The following is a 24,096-nucleotide window of genomic DNA, read 5'->3' as shown; positions in this document are numbered from 1 at the left end:
CGGACGGTCGTTCTGCACGGGTCGGCGTCCGGGGCCGCGGCGCATAGGATCGGTTGATGCGCGTCCTCTTCGTGTGCACGGGAAACATCTGCCGGTCACCCACGGCCGAACTACTGACGGCGGCGTACGCGGCGGAGTCCGGTCGAGCGGATCTCACGGCCCACAGTGCCGGAACGCGGGCACTGGTCGGTCACGGGATGGAGCCGACGGCCGCGGAGGTGCTGCAGCAGCTCGGTGGCGACCCGGTGGGGTTCGCCGCCCGCCGGCTGACGCCGAACATCGCGGAGGACGCCGATCTCGTCCTCACCATGTCCCGCCGGCACCGGTCCGCGGTGATCACCGCGGCGCCGCGAATGATGCGGGTGACGTTCACACTTCGAGAGGCCGCTCGGGTCCAGCAGGCCAGTGGCGCCTCGACCGTCGCAGAACTGACGGCGGCCCGGGTGCAGAACACTGCACCCGGGCCGGACGACATCACCGATCCGATGGGACGGGACGAAGAGACCTTCGCGACGGTCGGAACCGAGATCGCGGACCTTCTGTTTCCGCTCCTGTCACGACTCCACGTCTGAGTTCTCGCTCGGCGGCCGCAGCCGTGCCTGCACGCGCGGCCGCTCACCCGGGCGAGGAGTCACCACCTCCGGATAACTCGGCGCGACCGAGTACGCCGGGACCGGGCGGCTGTGGGCACCGTTGTGCGCCGGAACCGGTGCGGGTTCCGGAGGCGCGACGTTCACGGCGGCCGGCACGGACTTCGTCGCGGCATCGTCGGACTCGTAGTAGTACCGGTACTCGTAGGCACCGGGTCCCTTCGACGGCGCCATGGTGATGATGGTGCCGAGCACCCGCACGCCCGCGTTGTCGAGATTGCCGACGGCACGGACCATCTGATCGCGTGTGGTCTTGCCGTGCCGGGCGATGACGAGCGCGCCGTCGGCGGCGGCGCTGAGCACGACCGCGTCGGTCACCGGCAGCAGCGGCGACGCGTCGATGATCACGTAGTCGAATCGCGCACGGAGATCCTCGACGACATGCTTGGCGGTGGCGGAGCCGAGAAGCTCGCTCGGATTGGGCGGCAGTGCCCCGGCCGCGAGCACGGTCAGATTCTCGAAGCGGGTCGGCTGCAGCACGTCGTCGAGCCCGGCCCGGCCGGCCAGCACCGTGCTGAACCCGGCGTCGCCGATCACACCGAGGTACTTCGAGACCCGCGGCCGACGCAGGTCGCCCTCGACCAGCACCACCGAGTGTCCGGCCTCGGCCAGCACGAGGGCGGTGTTGATGGCCGTGGTGGTCTTGCCTTCGGACGGCAACGCGCTGGTGAGAACCAGGACCCGCGGCGGGTTGTCCACGTCGAGGAACTGCAGATTGGTCCGCATCTCACGATATGCCTCGGCACTGCCGGAGTTCGCGTCGCGGAACACGATCGCCGCTGTCTCCTGGCGTGCCTTGTCGAGCGGGATCGTTCCGACCAGGCCGGCACCCGCGATGTCCTCGGCGGTCTTGCGGTCCTTGACCGTGTTGTCGAGACGGTCACGCAGGACCGCCGCGCCGATCCCGAGCAGCAGGCCGACCAGAAGACCCAACGCCGCATTGCGTTTCGTGTTCGGCGACACCGCCGTCGACGGCGTGGTGGCGTGCTGCTCGACCACGACGCGCGCGGCGGGGGACCCTCCGTTCTCGGGGGTCTCCAGTTCGCGTGCCATGGCCACGAACTCGTCGGACAGCACGTTCGCCAGATCGCGGGCGCGTTCCGGCGACGTGTCCGTGACCGTGGCATCGATGAGCACCGTGTCCGGCGCCGACGACGCCTTCACCTTCCCCGCGAGCTCGGCCGGGGTCACATCGGTGATCCCGAGGCTGTCGAGGGTGCGCTGCGCGAGTGTGGTGCCCGTGAGCAATTTGGTATAGGAGGCCACGCGCTCCTGCGAGAAGCGATTGCCCTGGTAGATCTCGCTGACCGATGCGCCGGACGATGTCGACACGAACAGCCTCGTCGATGCCTGGTACTGCGGGGTGGCCAGCAGCGAAGCGCCGAGCGCTCCGAGCAGCACCACCGCGGACGTCACAGCCACGATCTTCCATCGTGTCTGCAGAATTCGCAGATAGTCGTGTACTTCCATCAGGGCGTCTCCCTCGTTCCGATGACACTGCTGCTACGCCCGGTGGGCGCGAATTGGTGGTAGTTGCTGCGAAATTCCCCGTGCTGCACCAGCACGGGTCCGATCCGGCGGAGTGCTTCCGGCACCGTCAGATCCGAATGTGCGAACGGCAGTGGATGATCGACCACATCGCCGGTCGTGTACCGGCTCCACGCGGCGACGAGTGCGGCGGAATCCCGCCGTTCGGACTCGGCCACGAAGAGATGGACCGCGCCGTCGTGGACGCGGGGTGTGTGATGGCGCAACCCGGTTTCGACGGTCACCGCGGCGGTGTCGGCGCGTCTGCGGACACGGGCGACGAGATCGTCCGGGAGGCCGCCGGTGTCGATCTCGACCTCGCCGTACGCGGGTTCGGTCACGTCCGGCATCGTTTCCGGCGTGAACGTGTCGAGCAGCGCGAGCAACGCGACACGCTGTCCGGCTTCACGCAGCTGGACCGCCATCTCGTGCGCGATCGTGCCACCGGCGGACCATCCGAGCAGGTGGTACGGGCCGTCCGGCTGGACGGCCCGGATCCGGTCGACGTACCGCGCGGCGAGTTCGGGGATCGAGCCGGGAATCGGGTCGAGCCCGACCGCCTGCAAACCGTACACGGATGCGCCGTCCAGATGTGCCGCCAGACCGCTGTAGCACCACGCCAATCCGCTGATCGGATGCACACAGAACAGGGGCCGCGCCTCCGGATCACCGGTGCCGAGGGGAACCAGCACCGCGAGGGGATCGGTGGCCGGAGCCGCGACGCCGTCCGGGTCCACGCCGGAATCGATCCGCCGGGCCAGGTCGTCGACGGTCCGGGCGTCGACCAGCCAGCCGACCGGCACCCGGCGTCCGAGTGCCTCGGACAGCTCCCCCGCGACCGTGACGGCACCGAGCGAGCTTCCCCCGAGGTCGAAGAATCCGTGATCGGCCGAGACCGCGGTGACCGGGATGTCGAGGTGCCGGGCGTAGACGGCCGCGACGAGTTGCCCGGTCGGTCCGCTCGGCGGTACGTACGCTTCCGTGGACCCTGCCGTGTCCGGGGCGGGCAGCGCCGCCCGATCGACCTTGCCCGACGGCAGCATCGGCAGCGCGTCGACGACGGTGACGGTGGCCGGGCGCAGGTGGCGCGGAAGCTGCGAGGCGAGCTGTCGGCGCAGCCCCGGCAGGTCGGGACGACCCTGGACATAGGAAGCGAGGCAGAGGGTTCCGTCGGCACCGGGGATCGCAACGGTGACCGCCGCATCGACGCCGTCGGCGGTGAGCAGCACCGCGTCGACCTCGGCGGGCTCGGTGCGGATGCCGCGGATCTGCACCTGGTCGTCGTCCCGTCCGAGGTGGTCGAGTTCCCCGGTTGCCGTGACACGCACCAGATCTCCGGTGCGATACAGCCGACTTCCGGGCTTTCCGAACGGATCGGCCACGAAACGTGTTGCGGTGAGACCGGTCCGGCGATGGTACCCGCGCGCGAGCCCGGCGCCGGTGATGTACAGCTCCCCCACCGTTCCGGGCGACACCGGGTGCAGTCTCGCGTCGAGGACGTAGGCGGTCGCGCCCGCGACGGGGAGGCCGACAGCCGGTTTCGCCGTGGTATCGGTCAGTGGTCCGGCACACGAGACCATGACGGTGAACTCGGTCGGTCCGTAACCGTTGAAGATCCGGTGCCGCGACCAACGCCGGAGGAGCGCCGGATGCAGGGTCTCGCCGCCGGCGACCACTGTGACCGGCCGGAGCGCATCGGGGTCGAGGGTGGCGAGGACCGTCGGGGTGAGATCGAGGTGGTCGATGCGCGACTCGACCAGGAGGTTCTGCAGGGCCGGGCCGGCGATGGTGTCGTCGTCGGCGATCACCAGTGTGCCGCCGTGGGCGTGGGCACCGAGCACGGTGAGGATCGCGGCGTCGAACGTGGTCGAGATCGCCTGCAGTACACGGGTTCCGGGGCGAAGTCCGAGCCGCCGGGCCTGCACGTCGACGAGTGCGGTGAGTCCGCGATGCGGGACGGCGACACCTTTCGGGGTGCCGGTCGTCCCGGAGGTGTAGATCACGTACGCCAGCTCATCCACCGACTGCTCCGGTTCCGGTCGCCCGGAGCGGGAGTGCGAACCGGTCAGGTCGATCCACTCGACGGTCCCGCGACCGTATTCGTCGTCGTCGAGCCCGTGCGGCACGGTGAGACCGAAGGTCGCGCCGCAGTCCGCCAGGATCGTCTCGATCCGCGCGCGGGGCTGGCTCACGTCCAAGGACACCCAGGCTGCGCCGGCCTTCGTGACCGCCCAGAGGGCGAGGGGCCAGTACTCGCTGCGCGGTACCGCGACGGCGACGAGGTCGCCCCGGCCCACTCCGCGGCCCGCGAGTTCCGATGCGATCCGGGTGGCACGCGCGTCGAGTTCGGCATAGGTCCACGCGACCGGTCCGGCCTGCACCGCGATCCGGTGAGGATGCGCGGCCACCGTCCCGGCCAGCAGGTCCCGGAGCGTTCGCGGCGTCACCTCGGCCGTGCCGAGCGGTCGGGCGTCGGGAACCGCGAGGTCGCCGACGGGCCGTCCGGGCGTGGCCAGGGCCGCGTCCAGCAACCTCACATACTCCGCGAGCAGACCGTCGACGGTGGCTGCGTCGAAGAGGTCGGTGGCGTACACCACCCGCACGTCGAGGCCGGCGCCACCGTCCCCGGTGGTGTGCTCGACGATTTCCCAGGAGAGATCGAACAGCGCAGGGAAGGAACCCATTTCGGTGTCGCCGATGTCGACCCCCGGCAGCTGGAGCAGCGGATCGCCGGCCCCGCCGGGGCGGTGGGTCAGCATCACCTGGAACAGCGGATGGTGTGCACCGTCGCGGTTCGGGGCGAGCCGCTCGACGACCTGCTCGAAGGGGACATCGGCGTGGGCGAGCGCCCCGAGGTCCGCGGCCCGCACGTCGCGCAGCAGATCCGCGACGGCGGTGGACGGATCGACGGGGGTGCGCAGCGCGACGGTACCGACGAACATGCCGACGAGCGCGGACAGACGCGGATCGTCGCGTCCCGCGACCGCCGTGCCGACGACGATGTCCGATCGGCCGCTGCGACGGGCGAGCAGCGCCGCGAGGATCGCATGGAGCAGCATGAAGATGGTGACGTCGTGGGCCCGGGCGACCGTGCGCAACCGGGTGTGGAACTGCGCGTCGAGGTGTACGGCGGTCGTTCCGCCGCGGTAGCTCGGGCGGGACGGCCTGGGCCGGTCGGTGGGCAGGGGCAGCGGGGTGCCGGGCGCCCCTGCCAGTGCCGCCGCCCAGTAATCGAGCTGGCGGTGCGCCGGCGAGTCCGGGTCCGTGGGGTCTCCGAGGAAGGTGTGCTGCCAGCGGGCGTAGTCGCGGTAGGTCACCGGCAGCGGCTCAAACGCCGGAGCCGTGCCGCCGGCGCGCGCCACGTAGGCGGCCTGCAGGTCGGACAGCAACGGGGCGACCGACCCTCCGTCGAACGCGATGTGGTGGACCGCGGCGACGAGGATGCTCTCCCCCGGAGCGATGTCGAGCAGCCGGACACGCAGCGGAGGTTCGCAGCCGAGGTCGAACGGAGCGGAGAGCGTCTCCGTGACCGCAGGATCGGGGTCGGCACACGAGATCCTCTCCAGCACAGCCGGTTCGACCAAGGCGTACTCACCGTCCGGATATGCGGTGCGCAGGATCTCGTGACGATCGCACAGGTCACGGACCGCCGCATCCAGGGCATCGGCGTCGAGAGCACCGGTCAGGCGCAGGACCACCGGAACGATGTAGCGCGCGTCGGGTTCGGTGCGCGACAGCAGCCACAGTCGTCGCTGCGCCGGCGCGATCGGCACCGGTCCGGTCGTGTCGGCGCGACGCAGCGGTGGCCGCGGCGCCGGACCGTCGGTGACGGACCCCGCGAGTGCGATCAGGCTCGGCGCTTCCAGTACGGCGCGGGTGGGCACATCCGTCGCGAACGCTTCGGACAGACGCGCGGCGAGGACGACGGCTCCGAGCGAGTCACCACCGGCGGCGATGAATCCGAGGTGCGCGGCCGGGCGTGCACCGAGCACGTCCTCGGCGATCGTGACCACCAGTTTCTCGCCGGGCGTGAGCGCGCGGTCGTCGAACGCGACTGCGGCAGAGTCCAGTTCGGTCAGCGCGGCGAGGTCGAGTTTGCCGTTGGCCGTGACGGGAAGCTGGTCGACCACCCGGATCCGTGCCGGCATACGGTGCGACGGAACGGTCGCCGCGACGGTCGCGGTGAGGTCGTCGACGGTGGTGCCGGTGGCCGCGGCGAACGCGACGAGCGCGCCGTCGATCGCGGCCACGGCGGCCTGCCGGACCCCGGGTGCGGCGAGCAGTGCCGTCTCGAGTTCGCCCGGTTCGATACGGACGCCGCGGATCTTCAGTTGCCGGTCGGTGCGGCCGAGGTAGGCGAGGGTGCCGTCGGTGCGCTGCTGCACCCGGTCGCCCGTGCGGTACATCCGCTGCCCGCCGGGGGCCGCGACGAACCGCTCCGCGGTGAGGGGCGCAGCGTCGAGATATCCGAGTGCGAGCCCCGCACCCATCAGATACAACTCGCCGACGGCACCCACCGGGACCGGCTGCAGGCGAGTGTCGAGAACGTGGGCGGTCGTGCCGGGGACGGGCCGGCCGATTCCGCCCTCGGTCCGGTCCGCGCCGTGACCACCCTCGAACTCGGTGAGGGTCGCGACGATCGTCGACTCGGTCGGCCCGTACGCGTCGAGCAGCAGCCGGTCCGCCACCCAGCGTTCGGCGATCCCGGCAGGCAGGGTTTCGCCGCCGGACGCGACGACGCGCAGGTCGTGCAGGCCCGCCGGTTCGAGGGTGCCGAGCACCGTCGGAGTCGACAGGTAGTGGGTGATGCGTTCCTCGCGCAGCAAACGGTGGAGTTCGGGCCCGGCGTACACGTCCGGCGGCGCCACGACGAGGGTCGCGCCGGTCGTGTGTGCGAGCAGCACCTCGAGCAGGGCCGCGTCGAACGCCGGGTGGTATCCCTGCAGCACCCGGTCGCCGGGGCCGACGCGGTAGCGCGTCGCGGCCTCGGCCGCCAGCGGCGCGAGTCCGGTGTGGGTGACCGCGACCTGCTTGGGCGTGCCGGTCGAGCCCGACGTCGCCACGACGTAGGCGACGTTCGCCGGGCACGTCGCGGCGATGCCGGTGGATCCCGTGAACGCGGCACCGGTCTTCGTCGCGGCCCACAGATCGCGGATGCGGCCGGCGCTGCGGGTGTCGCCGAGGCGGACGACCGTGCCGGGTCCGATGCCCGCCGCGCGCCACTCGGCGGCGAGGGCGTCGGATGCGGCGTCCAGTTCCCGGTAGGTGAGCGAGATTCCGTCTCCGCGCAGGGCCTCACGATCGGGGTGGGCTGCTGCCGCCGCGCGCAGGAGGTCGGAGAGAGTGTGCGGTGCCGCCGGCACGTCGCCGGTCAGGGGCGCCGCGGGGGCGTCGAGCCGGACATCCCCGACCGGGTCCGCCGGCGCGGCGACCAGGCCGGTGAGCGCCGCGGTGAACCGCCGGACCAGCGCCTGGGCGGTGTCGTCCGCGAACCGGGACCGGTCGAACCGGAGGGTCGCGCGGTAGCCGTCGACGCCCGGGGCGAGGGTGAACTGGAGGTCGAATTTCGGGGTGTCGTCCGGTATTTCGCGTGCTTCGATGCTGATGTCACCGAATTGCACGCGGCCCGGGTCGAAGTCCTGCATCGCCAGGGCGACCTGAGGCCGCGGCCCCGAGAGCATCCCGGTGATCTGCTCGTAGGGCACGGTTGCGTGATCGAGGGCTGCCACGTCGAAAGCGCGGACGGTTGCGAGCAGTTCGGTGAAGGACCGATCGGGAGCCACCGCGGCACGCAGCACCAGGGTCTCGACGAACGGCCCGACGAGGTCGTCGAGTTGCGCCCAGCGTCGGGTGGACACGACGGCCGCGATCGCGACATCGTGCTGGTCGCCGACCCGTGCCAGCAGCACCGACAGCGCGGCGTGCACGACCATGAACTCGGTGGCACCGTGTGCGCGGGCGAGCGACGCGACCGCCTCCCGGACGGTGCCCGGGACGGCGAATTCGATCGTGCCGGCCACCGCATCCTCACCGGTGCGGTCGACGGGGAGTTCTGTGACGGTGAGACCGTCGAGTGCCTGCTTCCAGTGGTCGATGTCGGCGGCGGGAATTCCCCGTGCGTGCTCCCAGATCGCGTAGTCGGCGTACTGCAGCGGCAGCGGCAGCCAGCGCGGCGCGTGCCCGGCCGCGCGGGCGAGGTAGGCGTCGGCGAGGTCGGCGAGCAGCGGTCGCAGCGACGCGCCGTCCGCGAGGGAGTGGTCGACGTCGAGGTGCAGTACGTGCAGGTTCTCCTCGAGCCGTTCGAGTTCCACCCGGATCGGCCCGGCGGATTCGGCGGTGGGCGCCGGCACACGACCGGACTCGAGCAGCCGGGTCGTGTCCGGGCGGCGGGCGGATGCCTCCTGATGGATATCCGTGCCGGTCGGGACGTACCGGGTACGGAGGATCTCGTGCCGGTCCACCACGTCTCCGATCGCGGCGTCGAGCGTCTCGGGGTCGAGCCGGCCGCCGAGCCGGACCTCGGCGCGCAACCGGTACGCGCCCGGGTTCAGCTGGTCGAGTCCCCAGAGGCGACGCTGTGCGCGACTCAGCGGAATGCGCGAGGGCCGGGGCATCACCGCGACCGGCCCGGCGTCGACGTCGAACCCCCCGGCGTCGAGGACAGCGGCGAGGTCGTGGACGGTGGGGTGGTCGAAGACGGCGCGCAGCGGGACGGCGATGCCGGTCTCCTCCCGCAACCGTCCCACCAGAACGGTTGCCAGGAGGGAGTTTCCGCCGATCGTGAAGAAGTCGTCGGATCGCCCGACCGGCCCGGCCCCGCCGAGCACGTCGGCGCAGACCCGGGCCACGAGCATCTCCGTCTCGGTCCGTGGGGCGTCACCGCGCCGGACGGGCGCGGGCAGTGCCGCCGCGTCCAGCTTGCCGTGCGGGGTGACCGGCAGCGCGGCGAGCGCGACCACGACGGCCGGGATCAGATGGCCGGGCAACGTGCCGGACAACTGCGATCGGACCCGTCCGGTGTCCAGATCGGCCGGCACGACGTACGAGACGAGCGAGCCGTCGCGGACCACGGTCGCGGCCTGTTCGACGCCCGCGACGCGACGGAGTGCCGCGTCCACCTCGCCGGGCTCGATGCGGACACCGCGCAGCTTGACCTGGCTGTCACTGCGGCCGCGGTATTCGAGGGTGCCGTCGCGGCGCCACCGGGCACGGTCACCCGTGCGGTACATCCGGCCGTGGTCGGTCGCGACGAACCGCTGCGCGGTGCGGGCAGGCGCTCCGCGATAACCGACTGCGAGCCGTTCCCCCGACAGGTACAGCTCGCCCACGACTCCGACGGGTACCGGCTGCAGCCGATCGTCGAGGACTGCGACGGCCACGCCGCGCACCGGGTTGCCGATCACGGGCACGTCCCCGGGAATCAGGGCCGCCGAGCAGGTCGCGAAGACCGTGGCCTCCGCGGGACCGTATCCGTTGTAGAGGTCGCGTCCGGCCCCCCAGCGGTCGACCAGGTCGCCGGCGACGGTCTCGCCGCCGAGCATGAGGACCCGGAGATCGGGCAGGGCACGGGCGGGCACGCTCGCCAGCGCGGACGGGGTCAGGCACGCGTGGGTGATGCGCTCGCGGGCGAGCAGCTCCCCGAGATCCGCTCCGCCGTAGCTGTCCGGGCCTGCGACCACCAGCGTCGCTCCCGACGCACCCGCGACGAGCAGTTCGAGGACTGCGGCATCGAAGCTCGGCGCGGCGACGTGCAGCACGCGATCTCCCGGGCCGGCCGCGAAACGGTCGGCGAGGTCGGCGGCGAGTGCCGTCACCGCCCGGTGACCGACCGCGACTCCCTTGGGGTTCCCGGTGGTTCCCGAGGTGAACACGAGGTAGGCCGGGGAGTCCGGGTGCGGCTCCGGCAACCCGGCGAGTCCGGTGGTGTCGGCACCGGCCGCGGGAACACCGATCCACCGCACTGTCGCGGGAAGCGAATCCTGCTGTCCGGCAACACCGTGTGCCACAGCGTCCAGCATCCCGGCGAGCCTCGCGGGCGGCTGTGCCGGGTCGACGAACATCGGCGCGGCACCGAGTCTCGCGATACCCCAGGCGGCGACGACCGCGTCGAGCGAGCGGGGCAACGCGCATGCGACGACGTCGCCGGTCCGTGCTCCGGCGGCCCACAGCCGTGCGGCGATGTCCTCGGCGCGCTCGATCAGCCGGGGGTACGTCAGTTCCCGGGACCCGTCGCGCACGGCGACCGCGTCGCCCGCGCGGGCGGCACCGGCCACGAACAGCCGCCACAGCGACTGCGGCCGCGGTGCCGCGGGCCCCACCGCTCGTGCGGGCGCAGCACCTTCCCCGACGGAGAACAGGTCGATGTCGTCGATCTGCACATCCGGATCCCCCGCGGCGGCGTGAAGGATCGCCTCGAGCCGGGCGGCGAACGCCGACACGGTCTCGTCGTCGTACAGGTCTGCGGCACAGGCGAATTCCAGTTCGAGCTCGGCCGCGTCCTCGGTGACGGTGACCTGCACGTCGAACTTGGCGTGCTCGTCCGGTGCCGGCGTGACCGTCGCGGTGAGACCGGGCAGGCAGACGTCACCGACGGTGCTGCGGCGATGCGACAGCGCGACCTGGAACAGCGGGTGCCGGCCCGGGATCCGCGGTGGATCGAGCCGTTCGACGAGCGTCTCGAACGGTGCGTCGGGATGGGTGTAGGCATCGAGGTCGACGGCGCGGACGTGGGCGAGCAGTTCCGCGAACCGCATCCCGGGTTCCACCCGGGTGCGCAGCACGAGGGTCCCCGCGAACATGCCGACGACATCGTCGAGTCGCGGGTCGCCGCGTCCCGCGACGACGGTGCCGATCGGGATGTCCCGGCCGGCGCCGTGACGGGCGATCAGGGCGGCGAGCGCGGCGTGCACGACCATGAACACGGTGGCGTGGCGGTCGCGCCCGAGCCGGACGAGCCGATCGCTCAGGTCCCGGTCCAGGCGCAGACGACGGACCGCGGCGCGTCCGCTCGGACGGACGGGATGCGGACGGTCTCCGGGCAGCGTCGCCTCGTCGGGCAGATCCGCCAGCACGCGCAGCCAGTGCTCGATCTGATCGTCGGCGATCGCGTGCTGCCACCGCGCGAAATCGGTGTACTGCACCGGCAGCGGCGGGAACTGCGGTCGCTGCCCGCCGACCCGCGCGGTGTAGGCGGCGGCGAGGTCGCGCAGCAGCGGGGCGAGGGACCATTCGTCGGCTGCGATGTGATGGGCGACGACGACGAGCAGGTGACGTTCCGGCGCGAGTCGCAGCAGACGGATCCGCACCGGCCGTTCGACGGTGAGATCGAAACCGGCGGAGCAGAATTCGCGGATCTCGTGTGCACATTCCGACTCCGCGACGGCGATCGCCTCGAGGACGGGATGCGGAACCGGCGAGATCTCCTGGCGGGTGGCGTCCGGGTAGATCGTGCGCAGCGTGCGGTGCCGTTCGAGGACGTCGGCGACCGCCGCGGCCAGCGCGTCGGCGTCGAGTCGCCCGTCGAGGGACAGCACGAACGGAAGGTTGTAGGCCGCCGACTGCGGATCGAACCGGTTGACGAACCACAGTCTCCGCTGCGCGGGCGAGAGCGGGGCGTTGTCCCCGTCGGCCGCGGTCAGCGGTATCCGAGCGATCGGCCGTCCGGCACGCTCGGCGATCCGCTCGGCGAGGGCCGCGACGGTGGGAGCCTCGAAGATGTCGCGCACCGTGATGTCGGCATCGACGATGCCGACGAGCCGCCCGGCCAGGCGATTCGCCAGCAGCGAGTTGCCGCCGAGGTGGAAGAAGTTGTCGTCGGCGCCCAGAGCGACTTCGGAACCGTTGTCGCGCAGCAACTCCCCGAATGTGTCCGCGACCACTTCCTCGATGGGCCCGTGCGGCGCACGCCCCCCGGCCGAGACGACCACCGGCTCCGGCAGCGACGCACGATCGAGCTTTCCGTTTCCGGTGAGCGGCAGTGCATCGAGCACGACGGCGGCGGACGGGACCAGATGGTCGGGCAGCGTTCGACGAACCTCGTGCAGCGCATCGGCGGCGGATCCGCCTACGAGATAGGCGACGAGCCGGTCGTCGCGCAGGATCACCGCGGCGTCGGTGACGCCCGGGCAGCGCAGCAGCGCCGCTTCGATCTCCCCGGGTTCGATGCGGTAGCCCCGCAGGACGATCTGCTGATCGGCGCGCCCGAGATGATGCACGGTGTTCCCGGCTCTGCGGCCCAGATCTCCGCTCCGGTAACGGCGTGCACCGCCCGGCGCGGCGACGAACCGAGTGGCCGTCAGACCCGGACGCCCCCGATAGCCGCGGGCGAGTTGCTTTCCGGTGACGTAGATCTCGCCGGTGCTGCCGGGAAGTACCGGGCGCAGGTACCGGTCGAGCAGTTGCATCCCGATGCCGGGGAGCGGCTCGCCCACACCCGGGACGGCAGCCGGACCGCACGTGGCGTGCACGGCGGTCTCGGTGATGCCGTACATGTTCACCGTCTCGATCTGCGGCTGCTTCCACTGCCACGAGCGGACACGCTCGGCATCGAGCGGCTCCCCGCCGAAGATCACGAGCCGCACCGAGTCGGGCAGCGCCGCGGTGGCACTCAGCTGGTGGAACGCGGTCGGCGTCTGGTTGAGCACGGTGACCCCGTGCTCACCGAGCAGCGCGGCGAACCCGGCCGGATCCCGGACCGTCGCATGGTCGACGACGACGAGCCGCCCGCCGGTGACGAGGGCACCCCACATCTCCCACACGGAGAAGTCGAAGGCCGGAGAGTGGAACATCGTCCACACGTCCGATTCGTCGAATCCGAAGCGCGATGTGGTCGCGGCGAAGACGCTCAGCGCGCTGCGGTGGCTGACGAGCACTCCCTTGGGAGTTCCGGTGGAGCCCGAGGTGTAGATGAGGTAGGCGCCCCGATCCGGGTCGGCCGGCACGTCGTGGTCGTCGTCCGCGGCCGCCCGGTCCTGCACCGGGACGGTTGCGGGGTCGAGAGCGGGAATGTCCCCGGCGGCACGGAAATCGCTCCGGCACAGCACCGAAACGGGTTCAGCGTCGTCGAACAGCGACCGCAGCCGGGCCTCGGGATGGGTGATGTCGACCGGCAGGTACACCGCACCACACCGGGCGACCGCGACGATCGCGACGATCAGGTCGACGCTGCGGGGCAATGCGACCGCGACCACGTCCTCGGGTCCGATCCCCCGCTCGGCGAGCCGTGCCGCCAGCGCACCCGATCGCGCCCGCAGCTGGGCGTAGGTCAGGGCGGTGTCGCCGTCGGCGACGGCGACCGCGTCCGGCGCCGCGGCGGCGCGGCGGACGAACAGCTCGGACAGCGACCGGGCGTCCGCGTGCGGGACGGGTTCCGATACCGGTTCCGATGCCGGGGTGGGGCCGACCGGATCGACGGCACCGACGGTCGTCTCCGGGTCCGAGGTCACCATGTCGAGGATGCGCCGCAGCCACGACACCCACGTCGTGACGGTTCCGCTGTCGAACAGGCCGCTCGCATAGGTCAGCGTCCCATCCAGTCCCGCCGCTGCCCCGGCGTCGGAGAACGTCTCGCGCAGGGTGATCTCCACGTCCACCCGCGCGGTGTCCGACGCGAGCTCCCGCACCGTCGCCAGGCCCGGAATCGCTCGGGCACCGGTGTCGAAGGACTCGTACGCGAGAATGACCCGGAACAACGGATGATGCTCGGCCGCAGACACTCCCACCGCGTCGACGATGCGGTCGAACGGGACTTCGGCGTGGGCGAACGCATCGAGATCGACGCGGCGCGTCTCGGCCAGCAACTCGGCGAACGTGCCGCGCGGATCGATCCTCAGCCGCAACGGGACGGTACCGACGAACATGCCGACGACGTCGTCGAGCGCCGCGTCCGTGCGTCCGGAGACCGGAGTACCGACGATCACGTCGTCGCTCGCGGCGAGCGCCGCGAGCAGGACCGCCAGGGCGGCGTGCACGACCATGAACGGCGTGACGTCGTGCGCGCGGGCGAGTTCGTCGACAGCGGCGTGCACGTCGGCGGGGACAGCGAATGTGATCCGGTCCGCGTGGATGTCCCCCGCGGTCCGGGGACGGTCGGTGGGCAGCGGAAGCAGCGGGGACGCACCGTCGAGGGTGCGCTTCCAGTACGCGAGCTGCCGTGCGCCCAGACCGTCGGGGTCGGTGGGGGCGCCGAGCATCCGGTGCTGCCAGCGCGCGTAGTCCGAATAGGTGACCGGGAGTGCCGGCCAAGTCGGGATGGTCCCCTCACGGCGGGCGGTGTAGGCGGTGACGGCGTCGCGCCCGAGGGGCAGCAGGGACAGCCCGTCGGCGGCGATGTGATGCAGCACCACGGCCAGGGTGTACCGGTTGCCGTTGCGGTAGAGGCGGGTGCGGACCGGCGGTGCGACGGTGAGGTCGAACGGGCACCGGGCGAAGTCGGCGATCTCGTCGTCGAGGTCGGCGGGCGCGCCGACCGGGGTGAGGTCGAGCGTGATCGCCGGGAGTTCGCGCCGGTACGGGCCGTCCGGTCCGTCCGGATGAACGGTCCGCAGCGTGGCGTGCCGCCCGACGACGTCGGCGGTGGCCGCGGTCAGTGCGTCGAGGTCGACGCTCTCGTCGAGTTCGGCGACGAACGCGATGTGGTCGCCGCCGATGCCGGTGGCGAGGTCGAAGCGGTTGACCAGCCACATGCGCTGCTGCGCGGGGGCGAGCGGTTGCGGGCCGTCGGCGACCTCGTGCGTCAGCGGGATGCGCCGCTCCGCTTCGGTGTGCGTGATCGCGTCGGCGAGGTCGGCGACGACCGGGTTCTCGAGGATTTCCCGTACGCCGACACGGCGGTCGACGATGCCCGCGAGCCGAGCGGCCAGCTGGGTGGCGAGCAGGGAGTTGCCGCCGAGAGCGAAGAAGTCGTCGGACGGGGCGACGGCGGCCAGGCCGAGCACGTCGGCGACGACCGTCGCGACGAGATGCTCGGTGACGGTGCGGTATCCGTCGCCGGCCGGTGTTGCCGCGGCATCCGCCACCGGGAGAGCGGCCCGGTCGATCTTGCCGGTCGCGGTCAGCGGCACCTCGTCGAGCACGGTGACGGTCGTCGGCACCATGTGTCGCGGCAGCCGCGTCGCGGCGTACTGCCGGATCGCCGTCGCGTCGAGACGATCGCCGGAACCGTACACGAACGCTGCCAGTTTCCCGTCGTGCGCGACGGTGACGGCTGTGGTGACCGCGGGATGCGTGGTGAGGACGGCATCGATCTCCCCCGGTTCGATGCGGAAGCCCCGGATCTTGACCTGATGGTCCGCGCGCCCGACGAATTCGAGTACAGGGTCCGGGTTTTCGGCGGCCGGCGGAAGAGTCCAGCGGACGAGGTCACCCGTGCGGTACATGCGCCCGCCGCCGAAGGGCGCGGCCGGGAAGCGTTCCGCGGTCTGGACGGGGGCATCCAGATAACCGCGGGCGAGCCCGGCTCCGATCAGGTACAGCTCGCCGGTGACGCCGACCGGGACGGGGCGCAGACGCCGGTCCAGCACGATCGGGGTGACCCCTTCGAGCCCGGTTCCGAGGTTCAGCGGCTCACCCGGGGCCAGCGGTGAGCCGGCGGTCGCCAGGACGGTGGTCTCCGTGGGTCCGTAGACGTTGAGCATGGTGCGGCCCGGCGCCCAGCGGGCCGCGGTCTCGGGCTGCCATGCCTCGCCCCCGACGGCGAGGACACGCAGATCGTCGAGACCGTCCGGGTCGAGCCGCGCCGGCACCGACGGGGTCGAGAACCAGTGCGTGATCCGTTCGGCGCGAAGAAGTTCCAGGAGTTCATCGCCGCCGAACACGTCGGCGGGTGCGACGACGAGCGTTCCGCCGGACGCGAGCGCGAGCAGGTACTCGAGCACGGACGCGTCGAACGCGGGCGCCGCGAAATGGAGCACCCGCGCGTCCGGGGCCAGGCGGAAACGCCCGACCAGCGACCGCGCCAGCGGCGCGAGCCCCCGGTGGGTGACCACGACGCCCTTGGGGCGTCCGGTCGAACCCGAGGTGTACACGAGATAGGCGGCCTGATCGGGATGCAGCGGACGTGTCCGGTCGGCGTCAGTGATCTCGCGCACGCAACCGTCCGTGACGAAGGAAATCGTCTCGATCCCTGCGGGAACCGGAGTGCCCGGCTCGGCGATCACGTGCCCGACCCCGGCGGCGGTGAGCAATTGCGCGATCCGGGCGGCGGGCTGGTGGACGTCGACGGGTACGAACACGGCTCCGGTCAGCGCGACCGCGGCGGTCGCGAGCACCGACTGCACCGACCGTGGCAGCAGCACCGCGACCCGGTCTTCCGGCCCGATCCCGCGGTGCAGCAGCTCCCACGCCATCGGGCGTGCCGCGGAGTGGATCTCGACGGGGTCGTGTCCGGGCGCCGCCACCCGCGCCGGGCTGCCGCCGAGCAGGTGCGCCAGCGTCGCGACCGGGCCGGAGGGCGCGAGCACAACGGGTACGGCACCGAGGTCGATGTCACCGACGGCGGTCGTACGGTCGCCGGCCACCGACGCGATCACGGTGCCCAGCCGCTCCACCCACCGCGCGGCGGTCGCCGGTTCGAACAGGGAGCTGTCGTAGACGAGCCGTCCGGTGAGCGACCCGTCGCCGGTTTCCCGGATCTGGAGTTCGAGGTCGAAACGGGCACGCACCGAATCGAATTCCCGCACCTGCACGTCGAGTCCGGGGAGAACCGGAGTGGTCGGCGGAATGTTGTCGTAACTCAGCATCACCGCGAACGGACCGAATCCGAGTTTCTCGACGACCTGATCGAACGGCACACTCGCGTGCGCGAATCCGTCGATGTCGGCGGTCCGGACGTCGGCGAGGAGTGCGGCGAACGCGGCTTCGGGATCGACGGTCACCCGCAACGCCACGGTTCCGACGAACATGCCGACGAGGCCGGCGAGGTCCGGATGGTCGCGGCCGGCGACGCCGGTGCCGATCACGACGTCGCGTTCGCCCGTCCACGCGGACAGCCACACGGCGACAGCGGCGTGGACGGCCATGAACGTCGTCGCGTCGTGGCGGGCCGCGACGCCGCGCAACGCGGCGACGTGCGAAGCGGGAACGCTGAACGGGACGGCGGCGGCGGGCCCGGGCTCCCCCGTGCGCGGGTGGTCGGTGGGCACCGCGGGTGCGGATTCGAGTCCGGCCAGGGCACCGGTCCAGTACTCGAGTTCCCGGTACGCGAGACCGGCCGGATCGGCAGGGTCGCCGAGAAGCTCCCGGTGGGCGCGGGCGTGGTCGAGGTAGTGCAGGGGCAAGGGCTCCCAGCGCGGGGCATCGCCGTGGCACCGGGCGACGTAGGCGGCGGCGAGGTCCGCGGTCAGCGGGACGAACGACGCCCCGTCGAGCGCGATGTGGTGCGCGACGACGACGAGCACGTGACGGTCCGGACCCGTCTGCAGCAACCGGATCCGCACCGGCACGTCGACGGCGAGATCGAACGGCAGGGCGGTCCACTGCCGGATCATCGCCTCCACATCGTCCGGTGCGGCCGGGACCGGGACGATGTCGAAGGCGGTCAGCGCTTCGATCACGGGCAGAACCCGTTGCACCGGGCCGAGCGGTGACGCCGGGAAGACGGTGCGCAGCACACGGTGTCGAATCACCACGTCGCCCAGCGCGATCCGGAGCGCCGGCACATCGAGGTCGCCGTCGAGCTGCAACGCGAACGGCAGGTGGTACGCGCTGGTGTCACGCTGGGCCCGCGCCTGCAGCCACAGCCGGTACTGTGCGGGCGCCAGCGGCCCCGGATCGGGATGCGCATCGTCCGCTTCGGCGCTCCGGCGCTCGGCCGGGACCACGACGGGTCGTCCGGTTGCGGCGGCGGCCAACCGGGACACGGTCGGATGTTCGAACACGTCTCGCAGCCGGATGTCACGGCCGAGAGCGGCGGTCAGGTCCGACGCGAGTTGCGTTGCGGTGAGCGAATGTCCGCCGACGGCGAAGAAGTCGGTGTCCGCTCCCACGTCCACCGCGCCGGTGCGCTCGGTGAACAGTCGGGCCACCAGCACTTCGTCCGGTCCCGTCGGCAGCCGGTTTCCTGCATCGGGTTCGACGGCGGGAACAGGTAACGCCCGCCGATCGACCTTGCCGCCGGGAGTCAACGGCAGCGTGCCCAGAACCGTCGTCGTCGCCGGCCTGAGATGTACGGGCAGGCGCTGAGCCAGCCGCGCCGTCACGTCGGCCACGTCGACGGCCGCCGCTTCCTCGCCCACCACGTAGGCGTCGAGACGATCGCCGCGCACGACGACCACCGCCGCCGCGATGTCCGCGAACGAGGCGAGGACCGTTTCGATTTCGCCCGGTTCGATCCGCCTGCCACGGATCTGCACCTGACGGTCTGCGCGACCGAGGAATTCGAGGCGGAACTCGGCCGTGCCGGGCTCGCTGGTCCAGCGCACCCGATCGCCCGTCCGGTATATCCGCTCCCCGCCCGGTCCCGCCACGAACCGCTCGGCGGTGAGCGCCGGCGCGTCGAGATAGCCACGGGCGACCGACGGTCCCGCGAGGTACAGCTCGCCCACGACACCGGCCGGCACCGGGTGGAGCCTGGAGTCGAGGACGTGGGCTGCCGTCCCGTGGATCGGCCGGCCGATCGGCACACCGGCACCCGGCTGCAGCGGCTCGCTCAGCGTTGCGAGCACGGTCGTCTCGGTGGGCCCGTACGCGTTGAGCAGCACTCTGCCGACGGACCAGCGATCGGCGACGGCCTGAGGCAGTGCCTCCCCACCCGAGTCGACGACCCGGAGGCCGGGCAGACCCGTCTCCGGCGTGACGGACAGGATCGCGGGTGCCGTGATCGCGTGCGTGATCGCCTCGCGGCGGAGCAGATCCGCCAGCGGGGGACCGGCCACCGCATCGGAAGGGCAGATCACCGCGGTCGCGCCGACGTCGAAGGCGAGCAGCAGTTCCTGCAGGGACGCATCGAACGTGGGCGCGGCGAGATGCAGCACGCGGGACTCGCGATCGGCCCGGTACTTCTCGCGCAGGGTCGCGACGAGGGACGCCACGCCGCGGTGGGTCACCGCGACCGCCTTCGGGACGCCGGTCGACCCCGAGGTGTGGATCACCCACGCAGGATGGTCGACGTGCAGGGCGCGCGGGGGTTCGACGGCCGCAGCGGCATCGCCGGTAGGCCCGATCGACGGCGACACGACCGCGACGTGCCCGGGCAGGTCGGTGTCCTCCCCCGCGATCGCGACCGTGACCGAACGCAGCACTTCGCTCAGGCGTGTGGCTGGCAGATCCGGATCGATCGGGGTGTAGGCCGCGCCGGTCTTGGCGACCGCCCACAACGCGACCACCGAATCGATCGACCGGTGGAGGAGGACCGCGACCCGGTCCTCGGGTCCTGCGCCGGCCGCGATGAGCCGGCACGCCAGCTCGTCCGAACGGACATCGAGTTCTCGGTAGGTGAGGGACGACGTCCCGTCGCGCACCGCCACGGCGTCGCTGCCGGCGTGCGCAGTGAGCAGTTCCGGCAGCAATGCCGGTTCGGCCGCGCCGGAACCGTCGGTGGGAACCGGACCGGCGGGGTCCGCCGCATCCGTGAACGGAAGATCCCCCACCGCGCAGTTCGGCTCCGTGACGAAACAGGCCAGGTGATCGACGAACCTGCGGTGATGCCGGACGAGCGAGTCCTCGCTGTACAGAGCGGGATTGGCTTCGAAATCGACCCGGACGGTGCGGCCCGCGATTCCCGGATAGACGTTGACCGACAGATCGTCGATCGGCCCTGTGGACTGCACGTGGAAGTCACCGACGATGTCACCGAAGCTGATCTGCGGATGGAACATCATGAGATTGACGACCGGCCCGAACGCGCTGCGGACCTCGCGGTGCTCCCGTCCGAGTTCGCGGAGATCCGCCAGCATGTCCTCGTACCGGTACCGCTGGTGGCGCAGCGCACCCGTCAGTTCCAGCTGAACCTGGCGGATCAGTTCGGTGGGTGTGCACGCGGGGTGCACGAACAGTCGAAGCGGAACGACATTGGACAGCGCCCCACCGGACCGGCGCAGCGCCGCGGTGGTCCTGGCGGAGACGGGAAGGCTCAGCACCACATCGGATGTCCCGGTCGTTCTCGCCAGGAAGGCGGCGAACGCCGCGACGACCACCGGCACATCCGTCGAGTTCGCCTCGGACGCGAGTGCGGCGACCGCCTCGGCCACCGACGGTTCGAGTGACGCGCCGGTGTGCCGGCACGGCACCCGGGGCGGCGCCGACCCGTCGGCGAGGGAGACCGGGGTGGGCAGATCGGCGAGTCGCGGCGCCCAGTGCTCCCGGTCGCGTAGCCTCCGCTCCGAAGTCCGGTAGGCGGCGTCGAGTTCGGTCAGACGATCGACCGGCAGACTGCGCACAGGTGGCGGTTCGTCACCGCAGGCCCAGGCGGTGTACAGCTCTGCGCTGCGCTCGAGCATGACCATGGCGCCGTGTCCGTCGAGTGCGATGTGGTGGACGTGGCTCGACAGGAAGAACCGGTCGTCGGCCAGCTGCAGCACCGTGGTGCCGATGAGCCTGTCGCGCATCGGATCGTGCCGCCGGGAGTACCTGGCCTCCATCCACCGATGGGCATCGCCCTCCGGGTCTTCGGATCCGCGAAGGTCGACGAAACCGACGGAATCGGGGGCATCCACCCGGACCGTCTGATACGGCTGCCCTCCGACGTCCTCGAGGAAGAGGAAACCCGACTCCACATCGCGTGCGGCCTGCTCACAGGCCTTGCGGATCAATGGTGTATCGAGATCGCCTCTCAGTTCCACATATTGGGCGATGGTGAACGGGACCTCCGGAAGCAGTTCCTGGGCGAACCAGAGACCGCGCTGTACCGAAGACAGCGGAGTACGACGCACTGTCCTCCCTCACATCGCCCGACAACAACTCACCACGGACGAGAAGAACCACGAAGAGACCTCCCCAACCGAGATCGCGACGAAGCCTCCCAACAACGTCGACGACCGATAGTTCGCAAGTGTACTGACCGTCGGCCTCCGACACCACTTGAACGAACAGCCAATTCGAAATTCGGTTATGGTCTCGAACGGAAATCCTGAAAGGGGTTGTGAACGCGTGAGCGATATTACCGATGAGTCACATTCACCCGATCCGCGACGACGCAAGGTGAGACGCAAACGCACGGACGAGGAGATCGCACGTGACCGTCGGCGTCGGAATGTGACCCGACTTTCCTGTGGAGCAGCAGTTCTCGTTGCCGTCGGAGCGGCCGGATGGCTGGGATACGAGGGTGTGCAAGCGAAATCGAGCCTCGAGAAGGCACGCGACTTCGCGACACAGTCGAAAGATGCTCTCCTGTCCGGCGATCCGGAAGCGGCAACACGGGCGGCTGCGGACGCAGACCGTCATGCCCAGCGCGCACAGGCCGCCGCACATTCGGTGCCCTGGCGGATCGCCGCCGCGGTGCCGTGGCTCGGAACCCCGTTCGAGTCGACCGCGCAGATGACCGATATTGTGACAGGGCTCACATCGGACGTGTTGCAGCCCGTCGTCGACGCGGGAGCTGCCCTATCGCCCAGCCGGCTTCTTCTCGACGGAGCGCGAATCGATTTCGGCGCACTCGGAGACGCCGCACCGGTACTCGAGACGACATCCGCCGCAATGACCGACCTCGACGCGCAGGCACAGGCACAGGCAGTCGACCACACCTACATCGGAGCGATCGACCGCGCCCGCATCCAGCTGCAGGAGCAGACCGCAGAACTGAGCGGCCTCCTGGAGAACACCGCCCTCGCGGCACGGATCGCACCGGCGATGCTCGGCGGCGACGGCCCCCGAAGTTACTTCATGGGATTCCAGACCAACGCGGAAGCACGCGGGACCGGCGGCCTGATGGGCGGATTCGCGGTCGTCCGAGCCGAGGACGGTGCCGTGCGGGTCGACGACGTCGCAAGCAACCGCGAGCTCCGCCTGGACTACGCACCGGTCGACCTCGGTCCGGATTTCGCTCGTCTGTACGGACCGAGCCGGCCGACGCAGGACTTCCGCAACAGCAACGTGAGCTCGCATTTCCCCTACGCAGCCCGGATCTGGCAGTCGATCTGGCAGCAGGAATCCGGCGAAACGGTCGACGGTGTGATCGCCACCGACCCGGTCGCGTTGAGTTACGTCCTCGATGTCGTAGGTGCGGTGACCATGCCCGACGGCGAGAAGATCACCGCCGAAAATGTCGTCGAGCTCACCGGATCGAGGGCCTACGCACGGTTCGGCGACGACCAGAAGGCACGCAAGGAGTACCTGGAGACGATCGCCAGGAAGGTCGTACAGAAGCTCACCGGCAACATCGATCGTCCGCGGGCCCTGCTCGAGGCGCTCGGCCGCGCAGCCGGCGAAGGCAGACTCGCAGTGTGGAGTTCACACGCCGGCGAGCAGGACGTACTCGCGACGACCGCGCTGGGACACTCCGTTCCCGAAGACCCGGCGCCGTACGCCGGAATCGTGGTGAACAACCTGGGCGGCAACAAACTCGACTACTTCCTCGAACGCGAGATCGACTACACCGCCGGTTCCTGCGACGGACACACCCGCACGTCGACGGTCACCGTCCGCCTCGCGAACAACCTGCCGTCGGGAGAGCACACCGCCTATGTGGCAGGGATGTTCGACAACCCGATGGGTGCGCCGGTCGGCACCAACCTGACCGACGTCTCGCTCCTCGCGACACAGGGTGCGCGATTGGACAAGGTCACCGTCGACGGCCGGACCGCGTTCGCGCTCACCGGAAAAGAACTGGGCCATCCGGTTTTCGGAGTTCAACTGCCCGTTCCGCAGGGTTCGACGGTCGAGATCGTGTACGAGCTGACCGAACCGGTCGTCGCCGGCGCGGCGCGGGTCCCGGTGCAGCCGCTCATCGACGATCCGATGGTCAGCGTGTCCGTACCGGACTGCGCGTAGAGCCTTCCAGCAGACCGAGCGTGCCCGAGCTCCACCAGGAGACCGGGCACGCTCGGCGCACCGGCCGAGTGTGCAACGGCCGGTCGCAGAGCGCGGACAGGAGCTGCCCTCCGCCGCACTCAGAGTTCGATGCGCTTCTCGACGTCGGACCACATCTGCTCGGTCTCCGCCTTCTTCGCGGTCGCGAGCTCGGCCACGGACTTCCTGACGGCCTCGATCTCCCCGAGCCGCGCGCCCACGGTCGCCTCCACGGTGCCGGGATTCTCGTAGGGGTCCAGCACGAAATCCGACACGCCGTATTCGTCGGAGAGCCACCGGTACTTGTGGCTCCATCCGTGCACCAGCCCGGGCACGCCCTGGCTCAGTGCGCTCACCAGCGCGTGGAAGCGGCCGGACACGATGAACGGTGCCTGCCCCAGAAGCCACTTCGACTGCCTGCCGTCGAGTCCCTCGACCACCTGCAGGCTGCCGCACCGGTCGGCGAGTGCGCGGAGCAGTTCGGCGTCACCACCCCCTTCGTGGCACAGCCCGTACACCTCGTGGCCGTGTGCACGCACGACCCGCACCACCTCCTCCAGATTCCGCAGGTATGCGTCCTTCGACCCGCCATGCACCGCAGCGCGTTTCGCGATGTTCCAGTTCGCGACGATCGGGACCATCCCGCGCAGGTGCGCCGTGCCGTGCGGTTCCTCCGGTGTCAGAATCGTCGTGAAGTCCGTTGCCACCGAGATCTTCTCGTATGCGTCCGCCGACCGGGCAATGCCCTTCAGGAACGTTGCGGAATCCGGGTCGCGGGCATAGACGAGCTCACAGGTGTCCAGCAGGTCCGAGACCGGCGCGGTCACGTTCCGGAACGGACCGAACGCCTGCGGGAGCAGCACGACCGGGACACCTCGCTCCGACCATCGGATCAGGTCGTCGGCACGCCGCCGCAGGTCGAGGTGTTCCCATTCGTCGCTGAAGACGAAGCCGGACACGTCGAACACCGCGTCGATCT

Annotated in this window: 5 protein-coding genes; 2 read left to right on the top strand and 3 right to left on the bottom strand. The window is 70.8% G+C overall.

Going from position 1 to position 24,096, the window contains the following annotated elements; all coding sequences use genetic code 11:
* Positions 1-56: 56 nt before the first annotated feature.
* Positions 57-572, top strand: a complete 516-nt coding sequence (locus A8G15_RS01055; RefSeq protein ID WP_068154499.1) for an arsenate reductase/protein-tyrosine-phosphatase family protein — start codon at positions 57-59, stop codon at positions 570-572.
* Here A8G15_RS01055 and A8G15_RS01050 read toward each other — a convergent pair.
* A complete protein-coding gene (locus tag A8G15_RS01050; RefSeq protein WP_068154497.1) occupies positions 555-2,120 on the bottom strand; it encodes a tyrosine-protein kinase domain-containing protein in 1,566 nt (521 codons plus the stop codon). The two genes, A8G15_RS01055 and A8G15_RS01050, sit on opposite strands and share 18 nt — an antisense overlap.
* Positions 2,120-21,043 carry a non-ribosomal peptide synthetase gene (locus tag A8G15_RS01045; protein ID WP_245687670.1) on the bottom strand — a complete coding sequence of 6,308 codons (18,924 nt, stop codon included), beginning with the start codon at positions 21,041-21,043 and terminating at the stop codon, positions 2,120-2,122. Before A8G15_RS01045 ends, A8G15_RS01050 begins: the two co-directional genes overlap by 1 nt.
* 268 nt (positions 21,044-21,311) lie before the next feature.
* On the opposite strand from A8G15_RS01045, the gene A8G15_RS01040 reads away from it, so the two are divergent.
* Positions 21,312-23,099, top strand: a complete 1,788-nt coding sequence (locus A8G15_RS01040; protein ID WP_068154495.1) for a DUF4012 domain-containing protein — start codon at positions 21,312-21,314, stop codon at positions 23,097-23,099.
* 119 nt (positions 23,100-23,218) lie between these two features.
* On the opposite strand, the gene A8G15_RS01035 is transcribed toward A8G15_RS01040, so the two are convergent.
* Positions 23,219-24,096, bottom strand: an 878-nt coding sequence (locus tag A8G15_RS01035) for a polysaccharide pyruvyl transferase family protein (RefSeq protein WP_068154493.1), incomplete at its 5' end; no start/stop codon positions are given.

Source organism: Rhodococcus phenolicus, from assembly GCF_001646785.1.
GTDB lineage: Bacteria > Actinomycetota > Actinomycetes > Mycobacteriales > Mycobacteriaceae > Rhodococcus > Rhodococcus phenolicus.
Note: the sequence above shows the minus strand (reverse complement) of the source record. Positions and strands in the feature narration are given on the sequence as shown.